The organism is Pseudomonas sp. R43(2017), assembly GCF_002112345.1.
GTDB lineage: Bacteria > Pseudomonadota > Gammaproteobacteria > Pseudomonadales > Pseudomonadaceae > Aquipseudomonas > Aquipseudomonas kribbensis.
In genome coordinates this window covers 303,077-318,823 of sequence record NZ_NEHJ01000003.1, presented here as the reverse complement: position 1 = coordinate 318,823, position 15,747 = coordinate 303,077, and the positions used below count along the sequence as shown (strand labels likewise).

General features: G+C 59.2%; 16 protein-coding genes, 1 tRNA gene and 2 pseudogenes. 5 read left to right on the top strand and 14 right to left on the bottom strand.

Translation table 11 applies throughout. The features are described 5' to 3' along the window. Positions 1 to 24: 24 nt before the first annotated feature. A pseudogene (locus CAG02_RS10000) lies at positions 25 to 222 on the bottom strand (type II toxin-antitoxin system HicB family antitoxin); the annotation flags it as partial. Between the two features lie 400 nt (positions 223 to 622). On the opposite strand from CAG02_RS10000, the pseudogene CAG02_RS09990 reads away from it, so the two are divergent. Beyond that, a pseudogene (locus CAG02_RS09990) lies at positions 623 to 913 on the top strand (DUF3077 domain-containing protein). Positions 914 to 995: 82 nt separating this feature from the next. Here the strand turns inward: CAG02_RS09990 and CAG02_RS09985 are convergent. The 5 genes from CAG02_RS09985 to dapA form a co-directional block, all read right to left on the bottom strand. After that, positions 996 to 1,085 (bottom strand) — tRNA-Ser (locus CAG02_RS09985). 84 nt (positions 1,086 to 1,169) lie between these two features. Beyond that, entirely contained in the window at positions 1,170 to 1,883 is a 714-nt protein-coding gene (purC, locus tag CAG02_RS09980) for a phosphoribosylaminoimidazolesuccinocarboxamide synthase (RefSeq protein ID WP_085710248.1), read from the bottom strand. Positions 1,884 to 1,911: 28 nt separating this feature from the next. Next, a complete protein-coding gene (locus CAG02_RS09975) occupies positions 1,912 to 2,673 on the bottom strand; it encodes an MBL fold metallo-hydrolase (RefSeq protein WP_085710246.1) in 762 nt (253 codons plus the stop codon). A gap of 4 nt (positions 2,674 to 2,677) precedes the next feature. Then, entirely contained in the window at positions 2,678 to 3,793 is a 1,116-nt protein-coding gene (gene bamC / locus CAG02_RS09970; protein ID WP_085710245.1) for an outer membrane protein assembly factor BamC, read from the bottom strand. 17 nt (positions 3,794 to 3,810) lie between these two features. Further along, positions 3,811 to 4,689 (bottom strand): 4-hydroxy-tetrahydrodipicolinate synthase, encoded by an 879-nt coding sequence (dapA, locus tag CAG02_RS09965; RefSeq protein WP_085710243.1) that lies wholly within the window; start codon positions 4,687 to 4,689, stop codon positions 3,811 to 3,813. A 312-nt stretch (positions 4,690 to 5,001) separates the two neighbouring features. Between dapA and CAG02_RS09955 the strand changes: the two genes are divergently transcribed. Both CAG02_RS09955 and CAG02_RS09950 read left to right on the top strand, forming a co-directional pair. Beyond that, positions 5,002 to 5,562, top strand: coding sequence for a glycine cleavage system protein R (locus tag CAG02_RS09955; RefSeq protein ID WP_085710242.1), 561 nt, complete (start codon positions 5,002 to 5,004; stop codon positions 5,560 to 5,562). A 10-nt stretch (positions 5,563 to 5,572) separates the two neighbouring features. Continuing rightward, positions 5,573 to 6,046: a peroxiredoxin gene (locus tag CAG02_RS09950; RefSeq protein ID WP_085710241.1), complete on the top strand. Its 474-nt coding sequence runs from the start codon at positions 5,573 to 5,575 to the stop codon at positions 6,044 to 6,046. Positions 6,047 to 6,080: 34 nt separating this feature from the next. Here CAG02_RS09950 and CAG02_RS09945 read toward each other — a convergent pair whose 3' ends face one another. Further along, entirely contained in the window at positions 6,081 to 7,151 is a 1,071-nt protein-coding gene (locus CAG02_RS09945) for an AI-2E family transporter (protein ID WP_085710240.1), read from the bottom strand. Between the two features lie 32 nt (positions 7,152 to 7,183). Then, a complete protein-coding gene (locus CAG02_RS09940; protein ID WP_007963279.1) occupies positions 7,184 to 7,423 on the bottom strand; it encodes a sulfurtransferase TusA family protein in 240 nt (79 codons plus the stop codon). Between the two features lie 97 nt (positions 7,424 to 7,520). On the opposite strand from CAG02_RS09940, the gene CAG02_RS09935 reads away from it, so the two are divergent. Further along, on the top strand, positions 7,521 to 8,954 hold the full coding sequence (locus tag CAG02_RS09935) for a M48 family metalloprotease (protein WP_085710239.1): 1,434 nt from the start codon (positions 7,521 to 7,523) through the stop codon (positions 8,952 to 8,954). A 78-nt stretch (positions 8,955 to 9,032) separates the two neighbouring features. On the opposite strand, the gene CAG02_RS09930 is transcribed toward CAG02_RS09935, so the two are convergent. The 4 genes from CAG02_RS09930 to rpoE form a co-directional block, all read right to left on the bottom strand. Further along, entirely contained in the window at positions 9,033 to 10,481 is a 1,449-nt protein-coding gene (locus CAG02_RS09930) for a DegQ family serine endoprotease (RefSeq protein WP_085710238.1), read from the bottom strand. Between the two features lie 207 nt (positions 10,482 to 10,688). Continuing rightward, positions 10,689 to 11,651 (bottom strand): MucB/RseB C-terminal domain-containing protein, encoded by a 963-nt coding sequence (locus CAG02_RS09925; protein WP_085710237.1) that lies wholly within the window; start codon positions 11,649 to 11,651, stop codon positions 10,689 to 10,691. An 8-nt stretch (positions 11,652 to 11,659) separates the two neighbouring features. Next, on the bottom strand, positions 11,660 to 12,247 hold the full coding sequence (locus CAG02_RS09920; RefSeq protein WP_085710236.1) for a sigma-E factor negative regulatory protein: 588 nt from the start codon (positions 12,245 to 12,247) through the stop codon (positions 11,660 to 11,662). A 31-nt stretch (positions 12,248 to 12,278) separates the two neighbouring features. Next, a complete protein-coding gene (rpoE, locus tag CAG02_RS09915; protein WP_003172477.1) occupies positions 12,279 to 12,860 on the bottom strand; it encodes an RNA polymerase sigma factor RpoE in 582 nt (193 codons plus the stop codon). Positions 12,861 to 13,418: 558 nt separating this feature from the next. Here rpoE and nadB point away from each other — a divergent pair. Next, complete coding sequence (gene nadB / locus CAG02_RS09910; protein WP_085710235.1) at positions 13,419 to 15,035, top strand: L-aspartate oxidase; 1,617 nt, start codon at positions 13,419 to 13,421, stop codon at positions 15,033 to 15,035. Here the strand turns inward: nadB and CAG02_RS09905 are convergent. Both CAG02_RS09905 and CAG02_RS09900 read right to left on the bottom strand, forming a co-directional pair. Next, complete coding sequence (locus tag CAG02_RS09905) at positions 15,004 to 15,456, bottom strand: protein YgfX (RefSeq protein WP_085710234.1); 453 nt, start codon at positions 15,454 to 15,456, stop codon at positions 15,004 to 15,006. The two genes, nadB and CAG02_RS09905, sit on opposite strands and share 32 nt — an antisense overlap. Further along, a complete protein-coding gene (locus tag CAG02_RS09900) occupies positions 15,440 to 15,694 on the bottom strand; it encodes a succinate dehydrogenase assembly factor 2 (protein WP_065257636.1) in 255 nt (84 codons plus the stop codon). The genes CAG02_RS09905 and CAG02_RS09900 overlap by 17 nt, the downstream gene beginning before the upstream one ends. Positions 15,695 to 15,747 lie beyond the last annotated feature (53 nt).

Below are 15,747 nucleotides of genomic sequence, written 5' to 3'. Positions count from 1 at the left end.
TGAGCCCGGGTTCAAATCGTCTGACTGCGACGTCCTTCCGCGCTTGGCACAGGCTTCCAGATAATCGGTGACGGCCTCTTCAAATGCCTTTCGGAGATCGTTGATCGACTCGCCATGAAATCCCACGACATCCTTTATTCCCGCGATGCGGCCAACAAACAGACCGTCCTCGGCACTGTACTCACCATGGCCGACGAAACCGTTGTAGTTCATCTCATTCATCGAGTTGCACCTTTTCGCTTGAAGGTTTGAGCATCATGCCGACAAGAATAATCAGGTGACTCAAAACGGGCTTGTAGGCAGAATCCGCAAGTTGCGTGTGAATGGGCAGTAGCTGGGGGTATAAGCCGGCGACTGCCTTATTGGCCTCCTCCGACGGGATATTCTCAAGACGTCGCTGCTTATCAGCGGCCGGGCTTGGTAACCCGACGGAATTAAGCGCAGCAGCATCTCCATGCAATTACGGTCGATATCCGTCCGTGGTTCTGTTTTATGGCGGCTGTGCGTGGGACGGCTTCGGCCGTGCCGGTTTCCTTGATTCCCCGGTTTACCAACCTGCGCATAGCTGCCACCCATTCGCTTGGTATCGGATGCGGCAGCTCTACAAATCAAGGAGTTACTTATGCACGGCGCATCAGAAGAAAAAACCATCGGCCACACCCCCTTCATCTACTGCTCGGACAATCCACTGTTCCACGTAATCGCCGGCGTTCCAGTGCGCGAAGCACTGGCGCAGGCATCGGATCTGCTGGCCCTCGCCAAAGCCCTTGCAGAAGATGCGGCGTTTATCCGGGAAACCGACCGCTACGCCTGAGCCGCGCATTTCCTGACGGAGATGGGCAAGGCAGTAATCGATGATGTGATGAAGGCTGTTTCACCAGGTCCTGACAGGGAAATGAGCAAAGCAAAATAAACAGGTCGATCGTTGAGGGCGCCTTTTTCAGCGCATACGAAAAAGCCCCGTAGATTTTCATCTACGGGGCTTTTTCTGTGTATGGCGGAGAGATAGGGATTCGAACCCTAGGTACCGGTGAAGGTACAACGGATTTCGAATCCGTCCCATTCGGCCACTCTGGCATCTCTCCAACGGCGCGCATCATAACAACACTTTCGCTGAATGGGAAACCCCTAAACGAAATTTTTTCCGTGCTATCAGATGCTTGCGTCGATTAAAGCGGTACGCCCAGACGGTTGGCGACTTCTTCGTAGGCTTCGATGACGTCACCGAGGCCCTGACGGAAGCGGTCCTTGTCCATCTTCTTCTTGGTGTCCTTGTCCCACAGACGGCAGCCGTCCGGGCTGAACTCGTCGCCCAGGACGATGGAGCCGTCGCTGAACACACCGAATTCAAGCTTGAAGTCCACCAGCAGCAGGCCGGCGTCGTCGAACAGTTTGCTCAGGACTTCGTTGACCTTGAGCGACAGTTCTTTCATGCGCACCAGTTGTTCGGCGGTGCCCCAGCCGAATGCCACGACGTGGGATTCGTTGATGAACGGGTCGCCCTTGGCGTCGTCCTTCAGGAACAGTTCGAAGGTGTACGGGTTGAGCTTCATGCCCTCCTCGACGCCCAGACGCTTGACCAGGCTGCCGGCGGCGTAGTTACGCACGACGCACTCGACCGGGATCATGTCGAGTTTTTTCACCAGCACTTCGTTGTCGGCCAGCAGCTTGTCGAACTGGGTCGGAATGCCGGCCGCTTCGAGTTTCTGCATGATGAAGGCGTTGAACTTGTTGTTCACCATGCCTTTGCGGTCGAGCTGCTCGATGCGCTTGCCGTCGAACGCCGAGGTGTCGTTGCGAAACAGCAGGATCAAGCGGTCAGCGTCGTCGGTCTTGTAAACCGATTTGGCTTTGCCGCGGTAGAGTTCTTCACGTTTTTCCATGATGGGCTCCGCTTGCTAAGTAGATGGGCTAGGCGATGTGGCGCCAGTCGAGCCCTGAATCTTGATCGGCCAGTTGCAGCCAGTCCGGGTCGCACCCGAGGGTGTCGACAAAACATTGCCGGGCCAGCTGCGGCAGGTTGTTCTTGCTGCTCAGATGGGCCAGGACCAGGTGTTGCAGGCCTTGCCAGCCCAACTCGGCCACCAGGAATGCCGCCTGATGGTTGTTCAAATGTCCCAGCTCGCCGCCCACCCGCTGCTTGAGAAAGTACGGGTAATGACCACGGGCCAGCATGTCTCGGCAATGATTGGACTCGATCATCAACGCATCGAGGTCCCGATAACCGTCCAGCACCTGCTCACAGTATGAACCCAGATCGGTCAGCAGGCCGAAGCGCCGCTGTTCCTGATCACTGAAGACATACTGGGTCGGTTCCTGTGCATCGTGGGCCACGGCAATGACCCGGATGTCCAGAGCACCGATCTGCAGTTGCTCGCCGCCGGCCACGAAGCCTGCGGGTTCAATCGGTTTGCGCATCCCGCGCAGTGTGCCGCGACTGAGGTAGACCGGCAGATTGTAGCGCCGAGACAGCAAACCCACGCCATGCACGTGGTCGGCATGTTCGTGGGTCACGAGTATCGCGCTCAGTTGCGCCGGGTTCACACCCAGGCGCAACAGGCGTTTTTCGGTTTCCCGCAGGGAAAAACCACAATCCACCAGCACATACGTATCAGCACTGGCGATCAGCGTGCCGTTCCCTTGGCTACCGCTGCCGAGAACGGCAAAACGCATTGGATCAGCCCAGATTGTCCTGAATCACGCTCAACACTTTGCGGGCCACATCGGCCGGCGCGACGGTGTTGATGTTTTTCTCGACGGTGACCTGAACGTTGTCGCCAACCTTGCTCAGGCGAACCTGATAACGCTCGGCACGGGCTTCAACTTCTTCCTTGGTCGGCGCGCTGCCGAACAGGCTGCTGAAGAAACCAGGCTTCTCGTCTTTCTTCTCGGCCTTTTCGGCCAGGTTGATGTAGTAGAGGCCCAGGCTGCGGTTGATGTCTTCAACGCGCCACTGACCTTGCTCCAGCGCACGACCGACGCTCGACCAGGCACGATCCAGATCGGAACCGACGTTCAATACCGGGTTGCCGCTGCCGTCTTCGCTGAGGGCGACACGGCTCGGGGTATCGAAATCACGGGATGCCAGCATCGACACCGAACCACCCTTCTCGGAAGTACGGCTCATGCTCGCGAGCATGTCGTCGACCAGGGCAGCGTCCAGGCCGGTGTTGACCGAACGGTTGGTGAAATCGACGTTGGCGGTGCTGCCGGCAGGACGCTCGGCGCTGACCACGTAGATTTCACTGGTATTGCGCTGTACGCCCGGCTCGATACGCACCCGCACGCGGGTTTCGCTGTCGGCACCGACGCCGGCGGCGCTCAGGCGCTTGGCCATGGCGGCGGACAGTTCGTCGGAATGCTGCCAGGTGGTGGTGAATTCGCCGGTTTGCGGACGCTGTTCATCCAGACGGAAACCGTTGTCCTGGAAGAACTGCACAGCCACTGGCCAGACTTCGGCCGGTGGATGCTGACCCATGACCCAACGCGAATCACCGCTCTTCTGCAGCGAGTAGTCGCTGGCGTCGGCAATCGCCGACAGCGGCTGAGGACGCGGAACCACGTATTCGCCGGTAGCGGTATCGTCGGCGACGTTGCGCGGGATCGGCAGCAGCGGATCCAGACGCTTGGAGGTGCTGACACCTTCTGGCAGTTGCATCGGTGCAGTCTGTTTCGCTTCCAGGTAGTCGCTACCACGGTCACGGAAATAACCTTCCGGGCCCCAGATCCATCCGCAGCCACTGGTGCTGGAGATAATCAAGGCAAGTGCGGAAAGTCCGGCCATTCGCTTCATGCGTTGTACTTCCTCAATTAAACCAGGACGCTGCACTGGCGCAGGGCCGAGCGCAACGTTTCATGACAAGGAGCGCTCAGCCAGGTCAGCGGCAGGCGAATGCCTTCGTGCATCAGGCCCATTTCGACCAAAGCCCACTTCACCGGAATCGGGTTGGCTTCGATGAACAGGTCCTTGTGCAGCGGCATCAGTTTTTCGTTGATGGCCCGTGCGGTCTCGGCGTCGCCCTTGAGCGCGGCCTCGCACAGGTCGGCCATTTCGCGCGGGGCGACGTTGGCGGTGACGGAGATGTTGCCTTTGCCACCCAGCAGGATCAGTTCGACGGCAGTCGGATCATCGCCGGACAGCACGATGAAATCCTTGCTCACGCCGTCGAGGATTGCCTTGGCGCGTTTCAGGTCGCCAGTGGCTTCCTTGATACCGATGATGTTCGGCACGGTGGACAGGCGGATCACGGTCTCGGCCTGCATGTCGCAGGAGGTGCGGCCAGGAACGTTGTAGAGGATCTGCGGGATGTCGACCGCTTCGGCGATGTGCTTGAAGTGCTGGTACAAGCCTTCCTGGGTCGGCTTGTTGTAGTACGGGACGACCAGCAGGCAGGCATCGGCGCCGGCTTCCTTGGCGTTGCGGGTCAGCTCGACGGCTTCGCGGGTCGAGTTGGCGCCGGTACCGGCGATCACCGGAATGCGGCCTGCCACCTGTTTGACCACGGCTTTGATGACGGCAATGTGTTCTTCTACATCAAGGGTTGCCGACTCGCCGGTTGTACCGACCGCGACAATGGCATGGGTGCCGTTCTTGAGATGGAAGTCCACGAGTTTGCTGAGGCTGTCCCAGTCAAGACGCCCTTGTGCATCCATGGGTGTGACCAGTGCCACCATACTGCCCGCAATCATGAAACCGCTCCTGCCGGAAAAAGAGAGCGGTAATGGTACTGGCGCCAAGATGCTTGCACAAGCGAAGTACTGCGCCGCCATTCCCCTTGGCGCCGCTTTTCGCTACCCTTCAGACTTTGATCGGTACTGATCAGCTAGTGCGCCGGGTTCCTGCCCCCCGTTTCGGCCTTCCAGACCCCGTTCCAGCGTCGCCGCCTTACGCTTCCTTATTATTGGAACCGTGGCGACAGGCGAATCGGGTCTTGCGGACAGGTATGTCCCGGCACTCAACGCCCTCACCCTACCGACCGCTCATCGCTTTAGGAATGCTGCATGTCCACCCCCACAGTTCGCGAACAATTCCTTGTCATCAGTGCCCTCGGCGCCAATCCCATGGAGCTGACCAACGTCCTGTGCCGCGCCAGCCATGAAAACCGCTGCGCGGTCGTCACCTCGCGCCTGACCCGCCACGGCGAGTGCAGCGCACTGGTGCTCGAAGTCTCCGGCAGCTGGGACGCCCTGGCCCGCCTGGAAGGCAGCCTGCCAACATTGGCCAAACGTCACTCGTTCACGGTCAACGTGGTGCGCAGCGCCGCCCTGGAAAACCGTCCGCAAGCCCTGCCGTATGTGGCTTACGTGTCGTCGGCCTACCGCCCGGACATCATCAACGAGCTGTGCCAGTTCTTCATGGATCACAACGTCGAGCTGGAAAACCTGACCTGCGACACCTATCAGGCGCCACAGACCGGCGGCACCATGCTCAACGCCACGTTCACCGTGACCCTGCCGGCCGGCACCCAGATCAGTTGGCTGCGCGATCAGTTCCTGGACTTCGCCGATGCCATGAACCTCGACGCACTGATCGAACCGTGGCGCCCACAGAACCCAATGTAAGGAAACTTTCATGGCCGTAGCTATCGATCAACCGGTTGCCGACTTCGAAGCCCCCGCCACCAGCGGGCAGACCGTCAGCCTCTCGACCCTCAAGGGCAAGCAAGTGGTGATCTACTTCTACCCGAAGGACAGCACCCCGGGCTGCACCACTGAAGGTCAGGGTTTTCGTGATCAGTACGCCGCGTTCAAGGCTGCCAACACGGAAATCTTCGGTATCTCCCGCGACAGCCTGAAGTCCCACGAGAACTTCAAGTGCAAGCAGGAATTTCCGTTCGAACTGATCAGCGACAAGGACGAAGCCGTCTGCCAGCTGTTCGACGTGATCAAGCTGAAAAAGCTCTATGGCAAGGAATACCTGGGCGTGGATCGCAGCACGTTCCTGATCGACAAGAATGGCGTTCTGCGTCAGGAATGGCGCGGCGTGAAAGTGCCGGGTCATGTGGATGCGGTGCTGGCGGCTGCTCAGGCGCTGAACAAGGCCTGATCCTTTCGGCGCCCTGGCGGGCGCCGAATTGCTTTCAAAGCAATGGCGCCACCACCGGCTCCTTGCGCGGCCACGCATCAAGCACAGCCTTGAACAGCGTCGCCAGCGGAATCGCAAAGAACACACCCCAGAAGCCCCACAATCCGCCGAACAACAGCACCGCACAGATGATCGCCACCGGGTGCAGGTTGACCGCTTCGGAGAACAGCAACGGCACCAGCACGTTGCCATCCAGCGTCTGGATGATCCCGTAGACCGCCATCAGATAGATGAACTGATCGCTCCAGCCCCACTGGAACAGCGCAATCAGCATCACCGGCACCGTCACCACCACCGCCCCGACATACGGCACCACCACCGACACGCCCACCAGCAACGCCAGCAGCGCCGCGTAGTTCAGCCCGAGGGCGACGAAGGCGATGTAGGTTACTCCGCCACAGATCACGATCTCGATGACCTTGCCGCGAATGTAGTTGGCTATCTGCCGGTTCATTTCCTCGGCAACCCGGGTGATAAGCGCTCGCTCACGCGGCAGATAACCGCGCACCCATTCACCGATCATCACCCGGTCTTTCAAGAAGAAGAACACCAGGATCGGCACCAGGACCAGGTAGATCATGATGTTCACCAGCAGTGGCAGACTCGACAACGAGAACGTCAGCGCCCACTGCCCGAATTTACCGATCTCGCCGCGCGCCGCTTCGATGGCTTGCAGCACTTGCTCGTCGGACACCAGATGCGGATAACGCTCCGGCAGCAGCAACAGCAGCGATTGCCACTTGGCGAGCATGCCCGGTAACTCGTTGAACAGCGTGATCAATTGATGCCAGAGCAGCGGCAGCACCACGACGATGAACAACAGCAGCACGCCCATGAACAGCGCAAACACCAGTCCCACCGCCGCACCACCGGGCATGCGCAGGCGCTCAAGCGTGACCACCAGCCCCTGCATCAGATACGCCAGCACCATCCCGGCCAGCACGGGCGCGAGCATTCCGCCAAGGGTAAGCACGGCGGTGAAGGCGAGAAACAACAACACCGCCAGCACCACCGCCTCTTCATCGGAAAAGTAGCGCTGAATCCAGTCGCGTAACACTTTGAACATCAATAATCCTTAGGTCTTTTACGCTGTCGATTTCAGGCTTTTTTCAACCAGTACCGGTAGACGCCCGCCTCGTCTTCTTCACGCAGCAGCGTATGACCGGCCAACCGGGCAAAGGTGCGAAAGTCGCGCTGCGAGCCGGCATCCGTGGCGATTACCTTGAGCACCGCGCCACTGGGCAGCTTGTTCAGTTCCATCTTGGCCTTGAGCAACGGCAACGGGCAATTCAGGCCACTGGCGTCCAGTTCACAGTCATGGGCTACAGCGTCGGTCATGCGTTACTCCGGTTCAGAGGGTCAGGCTGCCTAGAATATCTGGTCGCAAGCCCGGTGTCCGGCTACAGTAAGGTCTTTGTCGACTAAGGCTTTGTGCATGACATTTTTGCGCCCTACCCTGCTGACGCTCGCTTGCCTGCTCGCCTCACCGGGCTTCGCCGACGACCTGCCGTCACTCGGTGACGCCAGCTCTGCCATCGTCTCGCCACAACAGGAATACCAACTGGGCCGCGCCTGGCTGGCGCTGCTGCGCAGCCAGGTTTCACAGCTCAACGATCCGCAACTCAAGGACTACGTCGAGTCCAGTGTCTACAAGCTGGTGGAAACCAGTCAGGTCAACGACCGACGCCTGGAATTCATTCTGATCAACAGCCCGCAGCTCAACGCTTTCGCGGCACCGGGCGGAATTGTCGGGGTCAACGGCGGCCTGTTCCTCAATGCCCAGACCGAAGGTGAATATGCCTCGGTACTGGCTCACGAACTGGCTCACTTGTCCCAGCGCCACTTCGCCCGAGGCGTCGAGGCCTCACAGCGGATGCAAGTGCCGATGATGGCCGCGCTGCTGGCCGGGATCGTCATTGCGGCCGCCGGTGGCGGTGAGGCCGGGATCGCGACCATTGCAGGCACCCAGGCAGCGGCGATCCAGTCGCAACGGACCTTCTCCCGCCAGAACGAACAGGAAGCCGACCGCATCGGCATCCTCAACCTCGAAAAAGCCGGTTACGACCCGCGCTCGATGCCGACCATGTTCGAACGCCTGATGCGCCAGTATCGCTACGACGCCAAGCCTCCCGAATTCCTGCTGACTCACCCGGTAACCGAATCGCGGATCGCCGACACCCGCAACCGTGCCGAGCAGGCCAAGCCCGGCGGCATTGAAGACAGCACGCGCTATCAACTGATCCGCGCACGGGTACAGTTGATCTACGAAGAAACCCCGGGAATGGGTGCCAAGCGCTTCCGGGCACAGCTGGATGAGAACCCGAAAAACGATGTGGCCCGTTACGGCCTGGCGATTGCCCAGATCAAGGGTGGTCAGTTGAATGAAGCGCGGGAGAATCTCAAGCAACTGCTGGAGAAATCCCCGAACGAGATCATCTACAACCTCGCCCAGGTCGATCTGGACATCACCAACAATCGTCTGACGGATGCGCAGTCGCGCGTCGACCGCATGCTGACTCAATACCCCGGCAACTATCCGCTGAATCAGGTACGCGTCGATCTGTTGCTGAAACAGAATCGCACCGCTGATGCGGAAAAAGCCTTGGAAGGTTTGTTGAAATCACGCCCGAACGATCCGGACGTCTGGTATCAGGTGGCGGAAACGCGCGGCTTGTCGGGCAACATCATTGGCCTGCATCAGGCCCGTGCCGAGTACTTCGCGCTGGTCGGCGATTACCGCCAGGCCATCCAGCAACTGGACTTCGCCAAACGCAAGGCTGGCAGCAACTTCCCGCTGTCGTCACGGATCGATGCGCGTCAGCGCGAACTGATGGAGCAGGAGCGCATGATCAAGGACATGATGGGATAAGCCCGACCCAGGAAAAACTCCGGACACAAAAAAACCGCCTCTTTCGAGGCGGTTTTTTTTTACTCCACCGCTACTGGATCATTCAGCCAGCTTGAACGTAATGAAGCTGGCACGACCCTGACGCAGAACCCGCATCGATACCGAGCGATTCTTCGGCAGCGCTTTGGCGATCTCCCCGAATTCCTTGGCCGAACCGATGGCCTGGTTGTTCAAGTGAGTGATGATGTCGCCTGGCTGCAGGCCGATCAGGGCGGCAGGGCCGTCCTGCACATCCTTGATGACCACACCACCTTTCAGGTCGTAGGTTTTCTTCTGTTCGGCGGTCAGCTCGATCACCGAAACACCCAGGCGATTGCTACTGCTTTCGGCCCCGGATTTCGGCAAGGCATCCAGCTCTTTGTCTTCGTCAGGAATCGCGCCGACGGTCAGCTCGATATTCTTGCGCTTGCCTTCACGAATCACTTCCAGATTGGCCTTGGCGCCAGCCTTCAGTGCACCGACCAGATGAGGAAGATCAGCAGACATGACGATCGGTTGACCATTCATGCTCAGGATCACGTCGCCCACTTGCAGACCACCCTTGGCTGCCGGACCGTCATCCTGGATCTGCGCCACCAGCGCACCGGCCGGTTTTTCCAGACCGAACGACTCGGCGAGATCCTTGTTCACTTCCTGGATGACCACGCCCAGCCAGCCGCGGCTGACCTTGCCGCCACTTTTCAGCTGGTTGGATACGTCCATGGCAACGTCGATCGGGATGGCGAAGGAGACGCCCATGAAGCCACCGGAGCGGGTGTAGATCTGCGAGTTGATCCCCACCACTTCACCGTTCAGGTTGAACAGCGGCCCACCGGAGTTACCCGGGTTGATCGGCACGTCGGTCTGAATGAACGGCACGTAGTTTTCGTTTGGCAGGCTGCGGCCAACGGCGCTGACGATGCCCTGGGTCACCGTGTGATCGAAGCCGAACGGCGAGCCGATCGCGACCACCCACTGCCCGGCTTTCAGATCCTGGGATTTGCCGAGTTTGAGTACCGGCAGATCCTTGCCTTCGATTTTCAGCAGGGCCACGTCGGAGCGCGGGTCAGTGCCGATCAGCTTGGCTTTCATTTCACTGCGATCGGCCAGGCGAACGAGAATTTCATCCGCATCGGCAATCACGTGGTTGTTGGTCAGGATGTAGCCATCGGGCGAGATAATGAAGCCCGACCCCAGCGACTGCGCTTCACGCTGGCGATCACCACGCGGCGAACGCTGTTGCGGCGGCATGCCCCGTTCGAAGAACTCGCGCAGCATCGGTGGCAAGCCTTCCAGATCAGGCATCTGCTGGTTCACTTTGCGATCCGGCAGCTTTTGCGTGGTACTGATGTTCACCACCGCAGGCGAGGCCTGTTCGACCAGCTGGGTGAAATCCGGCAGGTTGACCGGACTGGCCGCATCAGCCGCCTGGACTGCAGGAACAGCCTGACCGAGCACCAGCACGGTGGCGACAATGGAGAGATAAGACTTCAAGCTTGGTATCGACATACAGCTCCCGTTACGACGAGCAGGGTTAAGCGATATGGAGCAAGGAACACCGGGAACTACAGGCCGGCATTTTTGTTCCGGGAACAACAAAACAAGGCCAGAGCCGTGAGGCTCTGACCTATAAAAAATTTTTGGATTATTTGCAAATGAAAATGCTCAGCAAACATTTCATGTCTCGAACACGAAGTGGAAACTGCTGAAATCAGCTCACTGCTTGCTGGTTGCAGCGCCATCGTTGCGTATCGACAAGGCAATCCGCTCGGCAGTACCGATTGGAATTTCGCCGACCACCGTCACCATCATCTCGCCCTGCGGCGTCGTCAGACGGCGGGATACGGCAACCGTGGGGCCCAGCTGAGTCCGTGTATCCGTGACGACGGCACCGTTCAGTGGCTCCAGGAATACAGAGAATCGCGCCAGACCATCGTCATACAGCAGACTGTTGACCTGGGTCTTGGTGTCAGGGTCCTTGTGCGAGGAACTGCTGGTGAGTTCAAAACCCGGCGGTAACCAGTCGGATCGCCAGACCTGTGCGGTCTTGACGGCTGAAGCCTTGTCACTGTCGAGGTTGACAGGCTTGCAGTCGGAGGCTGCCTGAAGATCCTTGTCGGATGGAACCTCGGCAGTATCCAGTCGAGTGAACTGGAACCGCTCGAGCAACTGGCCCTTGTCGTTGAGCAGCAACGACTTGAGTGGCAATCCCGTTTCCTTGTCCAGGTGCAGTTCGAATCCGTAGCGATACTGATCCCGTGGCGTCAGCGATACGATTACCGCATCACGCCCGGCCACACGCGACTTGCCGATCACGGCAAGCTCATACCAATTCTTCAGCTTCTGTGGATCGAGTGGACGAGCGGCAGAATTTGGAGAATCTCCCAGCCCCGCAATCAGGGTGCCGCTGACGCATTGAGTATGCCCATCAATGCGTACGACTTCCTGTGCCGAACCGTCGAGCTGGAGCAAGCGCTCGCGAACCTGCCCGTTCTGGACGCGATGCCAGATGCTGTGGGTAGAAAAACTACCGTTGCGCTCGTATACGAATGTGCCGTGGAAGCTTTGCTGCTGCTCGGCCTGGCCCAGACGGGTCAGCCAATCCTGGGCCTCATCGGCGTGGGCTGGAACAATGAACCAGCCACTGAGCAGAAGCGAAAGTAGAGGTATGGCGCGCATGATCCTCCTTAACGGTTTTCCAGACTGGCTGCTCGTGCATAAGGCAGTGCGCTTTCAGTACCTTTCAGCGCAGCTTGCTGAGCATGTTGACGCAGGTAACCCGGCAAACGCTGATCGTGCCAGCCTGGCTGGCCTTGCAGCACACCATTGGCCATAGGACCAGTGGCTTCAGAACTCTCTTTGTAGCCTGCCAGTACCGCCGGCCCCTTGACCTGAGGAGTCGCCAGAGCTGGCTGATTGGACTGCTGCGCCAGTTCGACACCGGCGATTTCGTCATGGTTATACAGACGAACGCCTGCCAGAACGGCAACGGTCACCGAGGCTGCAACAGCCAGACGACCCAGACTACGCCATGGACCGCGCGACACTTTGGCTGGAGTGGCTTCATCTTCCAGCGCAGCAGATACTGCCGCAGCGAGATCCAGGCGTGGGAGCAGCAGATCCTTGTGCATGGCTGCCCGGGCGATCTGGTAACGAGCCCAGGTTTCGCGGGTTTCAACATCATCCAGTGCGTTGAGCACTCGACGCAATTCCAGTTCGTCCGCTTCGTTATCCATCACTGCGGACAGCGATTCCTGCAGGGCTTCCCGACTCATGGCGTTCCTCTCTTGGCTGTCGCCGCTGTCTTTAGTTTTCCTGCAACAACGGCTGCAGGGCTTTATCGATGGCCTCCCGGGCGCGGAAAATCCGGGAGCGCACGGTACCAACCGGACATTGCATGACGCTCGCGATGTCCTCGTAACTCAGACCGTCGAATTCGCGCAAAGTTAATGCCGTGCGCAAATCTTCTGGCAGTTGCTGAATGGTTCGATGGACAGTGCCTTCGATCTCATCCCGCAGCAATGCGCGTTCAGGAGATTCGAGATCCTTCAGGCCATGATCGCCGTCATAGAACTCTGCATCTTCGGAACTGACATCGCTATCCGGCGGCCGGCGGCCGCGTGAAACCAGATAGTTTTTCGCCGTGTTGATGGCGATGCGGTAAAGCCACGTATAAAACGCACTGTCTCCGCGAAAATTTCCTAATGCCCGATAAGCCTTGATAAAGGCTTCTTGAGCAACATCCTGGGCTTCATGGGTGTCGTGCACGAAACGCACGATCAACCCGAGAATTTTGTGTTGATACTTCAACACGAGCAGATCGAAAGCTCGCTTGTCACCGCGCTGAACGCGCTCGACCAGCTGCTGATCCTCTTCCTGGGTTAGCATGAACACTCCTCGATAAACTCGGAGGAAGCTTGCATGGCTAAACGACCGGACTTGCAAACATAGACTCGGGCTTTTCGCAAAAGTTCTCCCCCTCCAAGCAAGTTTCCTGCGGGCTCTGATTTGGCACGCACGAAAAACGCAGCGCGGGATAAACCGGCTGCGCGAATAATCTTTTCATCGGCTCGCCGGCTAGAACCCAACCGCAGGTTCCGCATTGAAGCCGACACTGTCCCTTGTTTCGGGCAACTGTCTATTGATCTTGGGCCTCTGGCAAAAGTTCCAAATATTTATAGACGGGCCACGCCGACATTGGGCAACCGTGAGCGGAAAAAGCATGTTTCATCTGCGATACAGTCGCTTTTTCCCAAAACCGGCGGAAAAATCTTCCGACAAAGCGTCGGCATTTCACCGTCACAGTAGTTTCACAATGCCATATCCACCCGGCTATTGTGCCGCCCCACCCCTCTATATACTAGTGGGCTGTGTGGCTGTCTCGACTCGCCCATCCGCCTGTCTTGCGCCAACCCCGACCCGGGTCGCATTGAGCGGAATCCTGAAATGAGCCAACAGTTTCAACACGATGTTCTGGTGATTGGCAGCGGCGCTGCCGGTTTGAGTCTCGCGCTGACCCTGCCTGGTCACTTGCGCATCGCCGTACTGAGCAAGGGCGATCTCGCCAACGGTTCGACTTACTGGGCCCAGGGTGGCGTCGCAGCCGTGCTGGACGACACAGACACCGTCGAATCCCACGTCGATGACACCCTCAATGCCGGCGGCGGACTGTGTCATGAAGATGCGGTACGTTTTACCGTCGAGCACAGCAAAGAGGCGATCCAGTGGCTGATCGACCAAGGCGTGCCATTCACCCGTGATGAACAGTCCGGGACTGAAGACGGCGGATTCGAATTCCATCTCACCCGCGAAGGCGGCCACAGCCACCGCCGCATCATCCACGCTGCAGACGCCACCGGCGCCGCGATCTTCACAACCTTGCTCGCCCAGGCAAAAGAACGCCCGAACATCGAGTTGCTGGAACAGCGCGTCGCCGTCGATCTGATCACCGAACGCCGCCTGGGGCTGGACGGCGACCGCTGCCTCGGCGCCTACGTGCTCAATCGCAAGACCGGCGAAGTCGACACCTATGGCGCCCGGTTCGTGATTCTGGCTTCCGGTGGCGCCGCCAAGGTCTACCTCTATACCAGCAACCCCGATGGCGCCTGCGGTGACGGCATCGCCATGGCCTGGCGTTCGGGTTGCCGCGTGGCGAACCTGGAATTCAATCAGTTCCACCCCACCTGCCTCTATCACCCGCAGGCCAAGAGCTTCCTGGTGACCGAAGCCCTGCGCGGTGAAGGCGCACATTTGAAGCTGCCCAACGGCGAACGCTTCATGCAGCGTTTCGACCCGCGCGCCGAACTGGCACCACGGGACATCGTCGCCCGGGCCATCGACCATGAGATGAAGCGCCTGGGTGTCGACTGCGTCTATCTCGACATCAGCCACAAGCCCGAAGCCTTCATCAAGTCGCACTTTCCGACCGTCTACGAGCGCTGCCTTGGATTCGGCATCGACATCACCAAACAGCCGATCCCGGTCGTCCCGGCAGCCCACTACACCTGCGGCGGCGTCATGGTTGACCAACAGGGCCGCACCGACGTGCCAGGACTGTACGCCATCGGCGAAACCAGCTTCACCGGCCTGCACGGCGCCAACCGCATGGCCAGCAACTCGCTGCTGGAGTGTTTCGTGTATGCCCGTTCGGCGGCGGCGGACATTCTCGAACAACTGTCCGACATCGCCATTCCTCGCGCCCTCCCCGCCTGGGATGCGAGCCAGGTGACCGACTCCGACGAAGACGTGATCATCGCGCACAACTGGGACGAGCTGCGGCGCTTCATGTGGGACTACGTTGGCATCGTGCGCACCAACAAGCGCCTGCAGCGGGCACAACACCGCGTGCGCCTGCTGCTGGACGAAATCGACGAGTTCTACAGCAACTATAAGGTCAGTCGCGACCTGATCGAGTTGCGCAACCTGGCACAAGTAGCGGAACTGATGATCCGCTCGGCCATGGAGCGCAAGGAGAGCCGAGGCCTGCATTACACCCTCGATTACCCGGACCTGCTGCCCGAGGCCCTCGACACTATTCTGGTGCCGCCCACCTACGCCGGCTGAACTTGAGCCGCACCCGCAGGCGTCGGTGCAGATCCGCCGCCTGCGCATCCCGGGGCACGCAGATCGACCTGACCCGACGCTCGCCGCGCAACCGAAAGCGCAGCACCACGATCAATGGCAGCGCCAGGCTGTCAGGGCGCAACTGCACCGGTTGCCAGCCATCGACCTGACTCCACAATTGCCAGCCATCGGCGTCACGACGCAATCCGCAGAAAGCCTTGGGATGACTCAGCAGAATCTGGCGGGGCAACACCCACACAGCATGGATCAGGCAAGCGAAGCCACCTAGCAGACTGACCCAGAAAGGGATGACAAGCAGAAACAGGGCGCACAGGGCGAACGCCTGAGCCAGGAGATACGCCGCCAGCAATTGCCGTGAGGCCTGCCAGCGGCATTCGAACGTGTTACTTGGGCTGGACACGATCCAGAATCATGCGAACCATGCGTTGCAGCTCGGGATCTTCCGATTCGCTGCGTTCCATGAACCAGCCGAACATGTCCTGATCCTCGCATTCCAGCAGGCGGACATACAGCGCACGGTCCACCTCGTTCAGATTCGAGTAGACCTCTTTCACGAACGGCACCAGCAACACGTCAAGCTCAAGCATGCCGCGACGGCTGTGCCAAAAGAGGCGATTCAGTTCAACTTGTTCGACCATGGAGCGCTCCTCAAATAGGCCGCAAGTATACAGGCCCGAGGCGGGTCGAACAG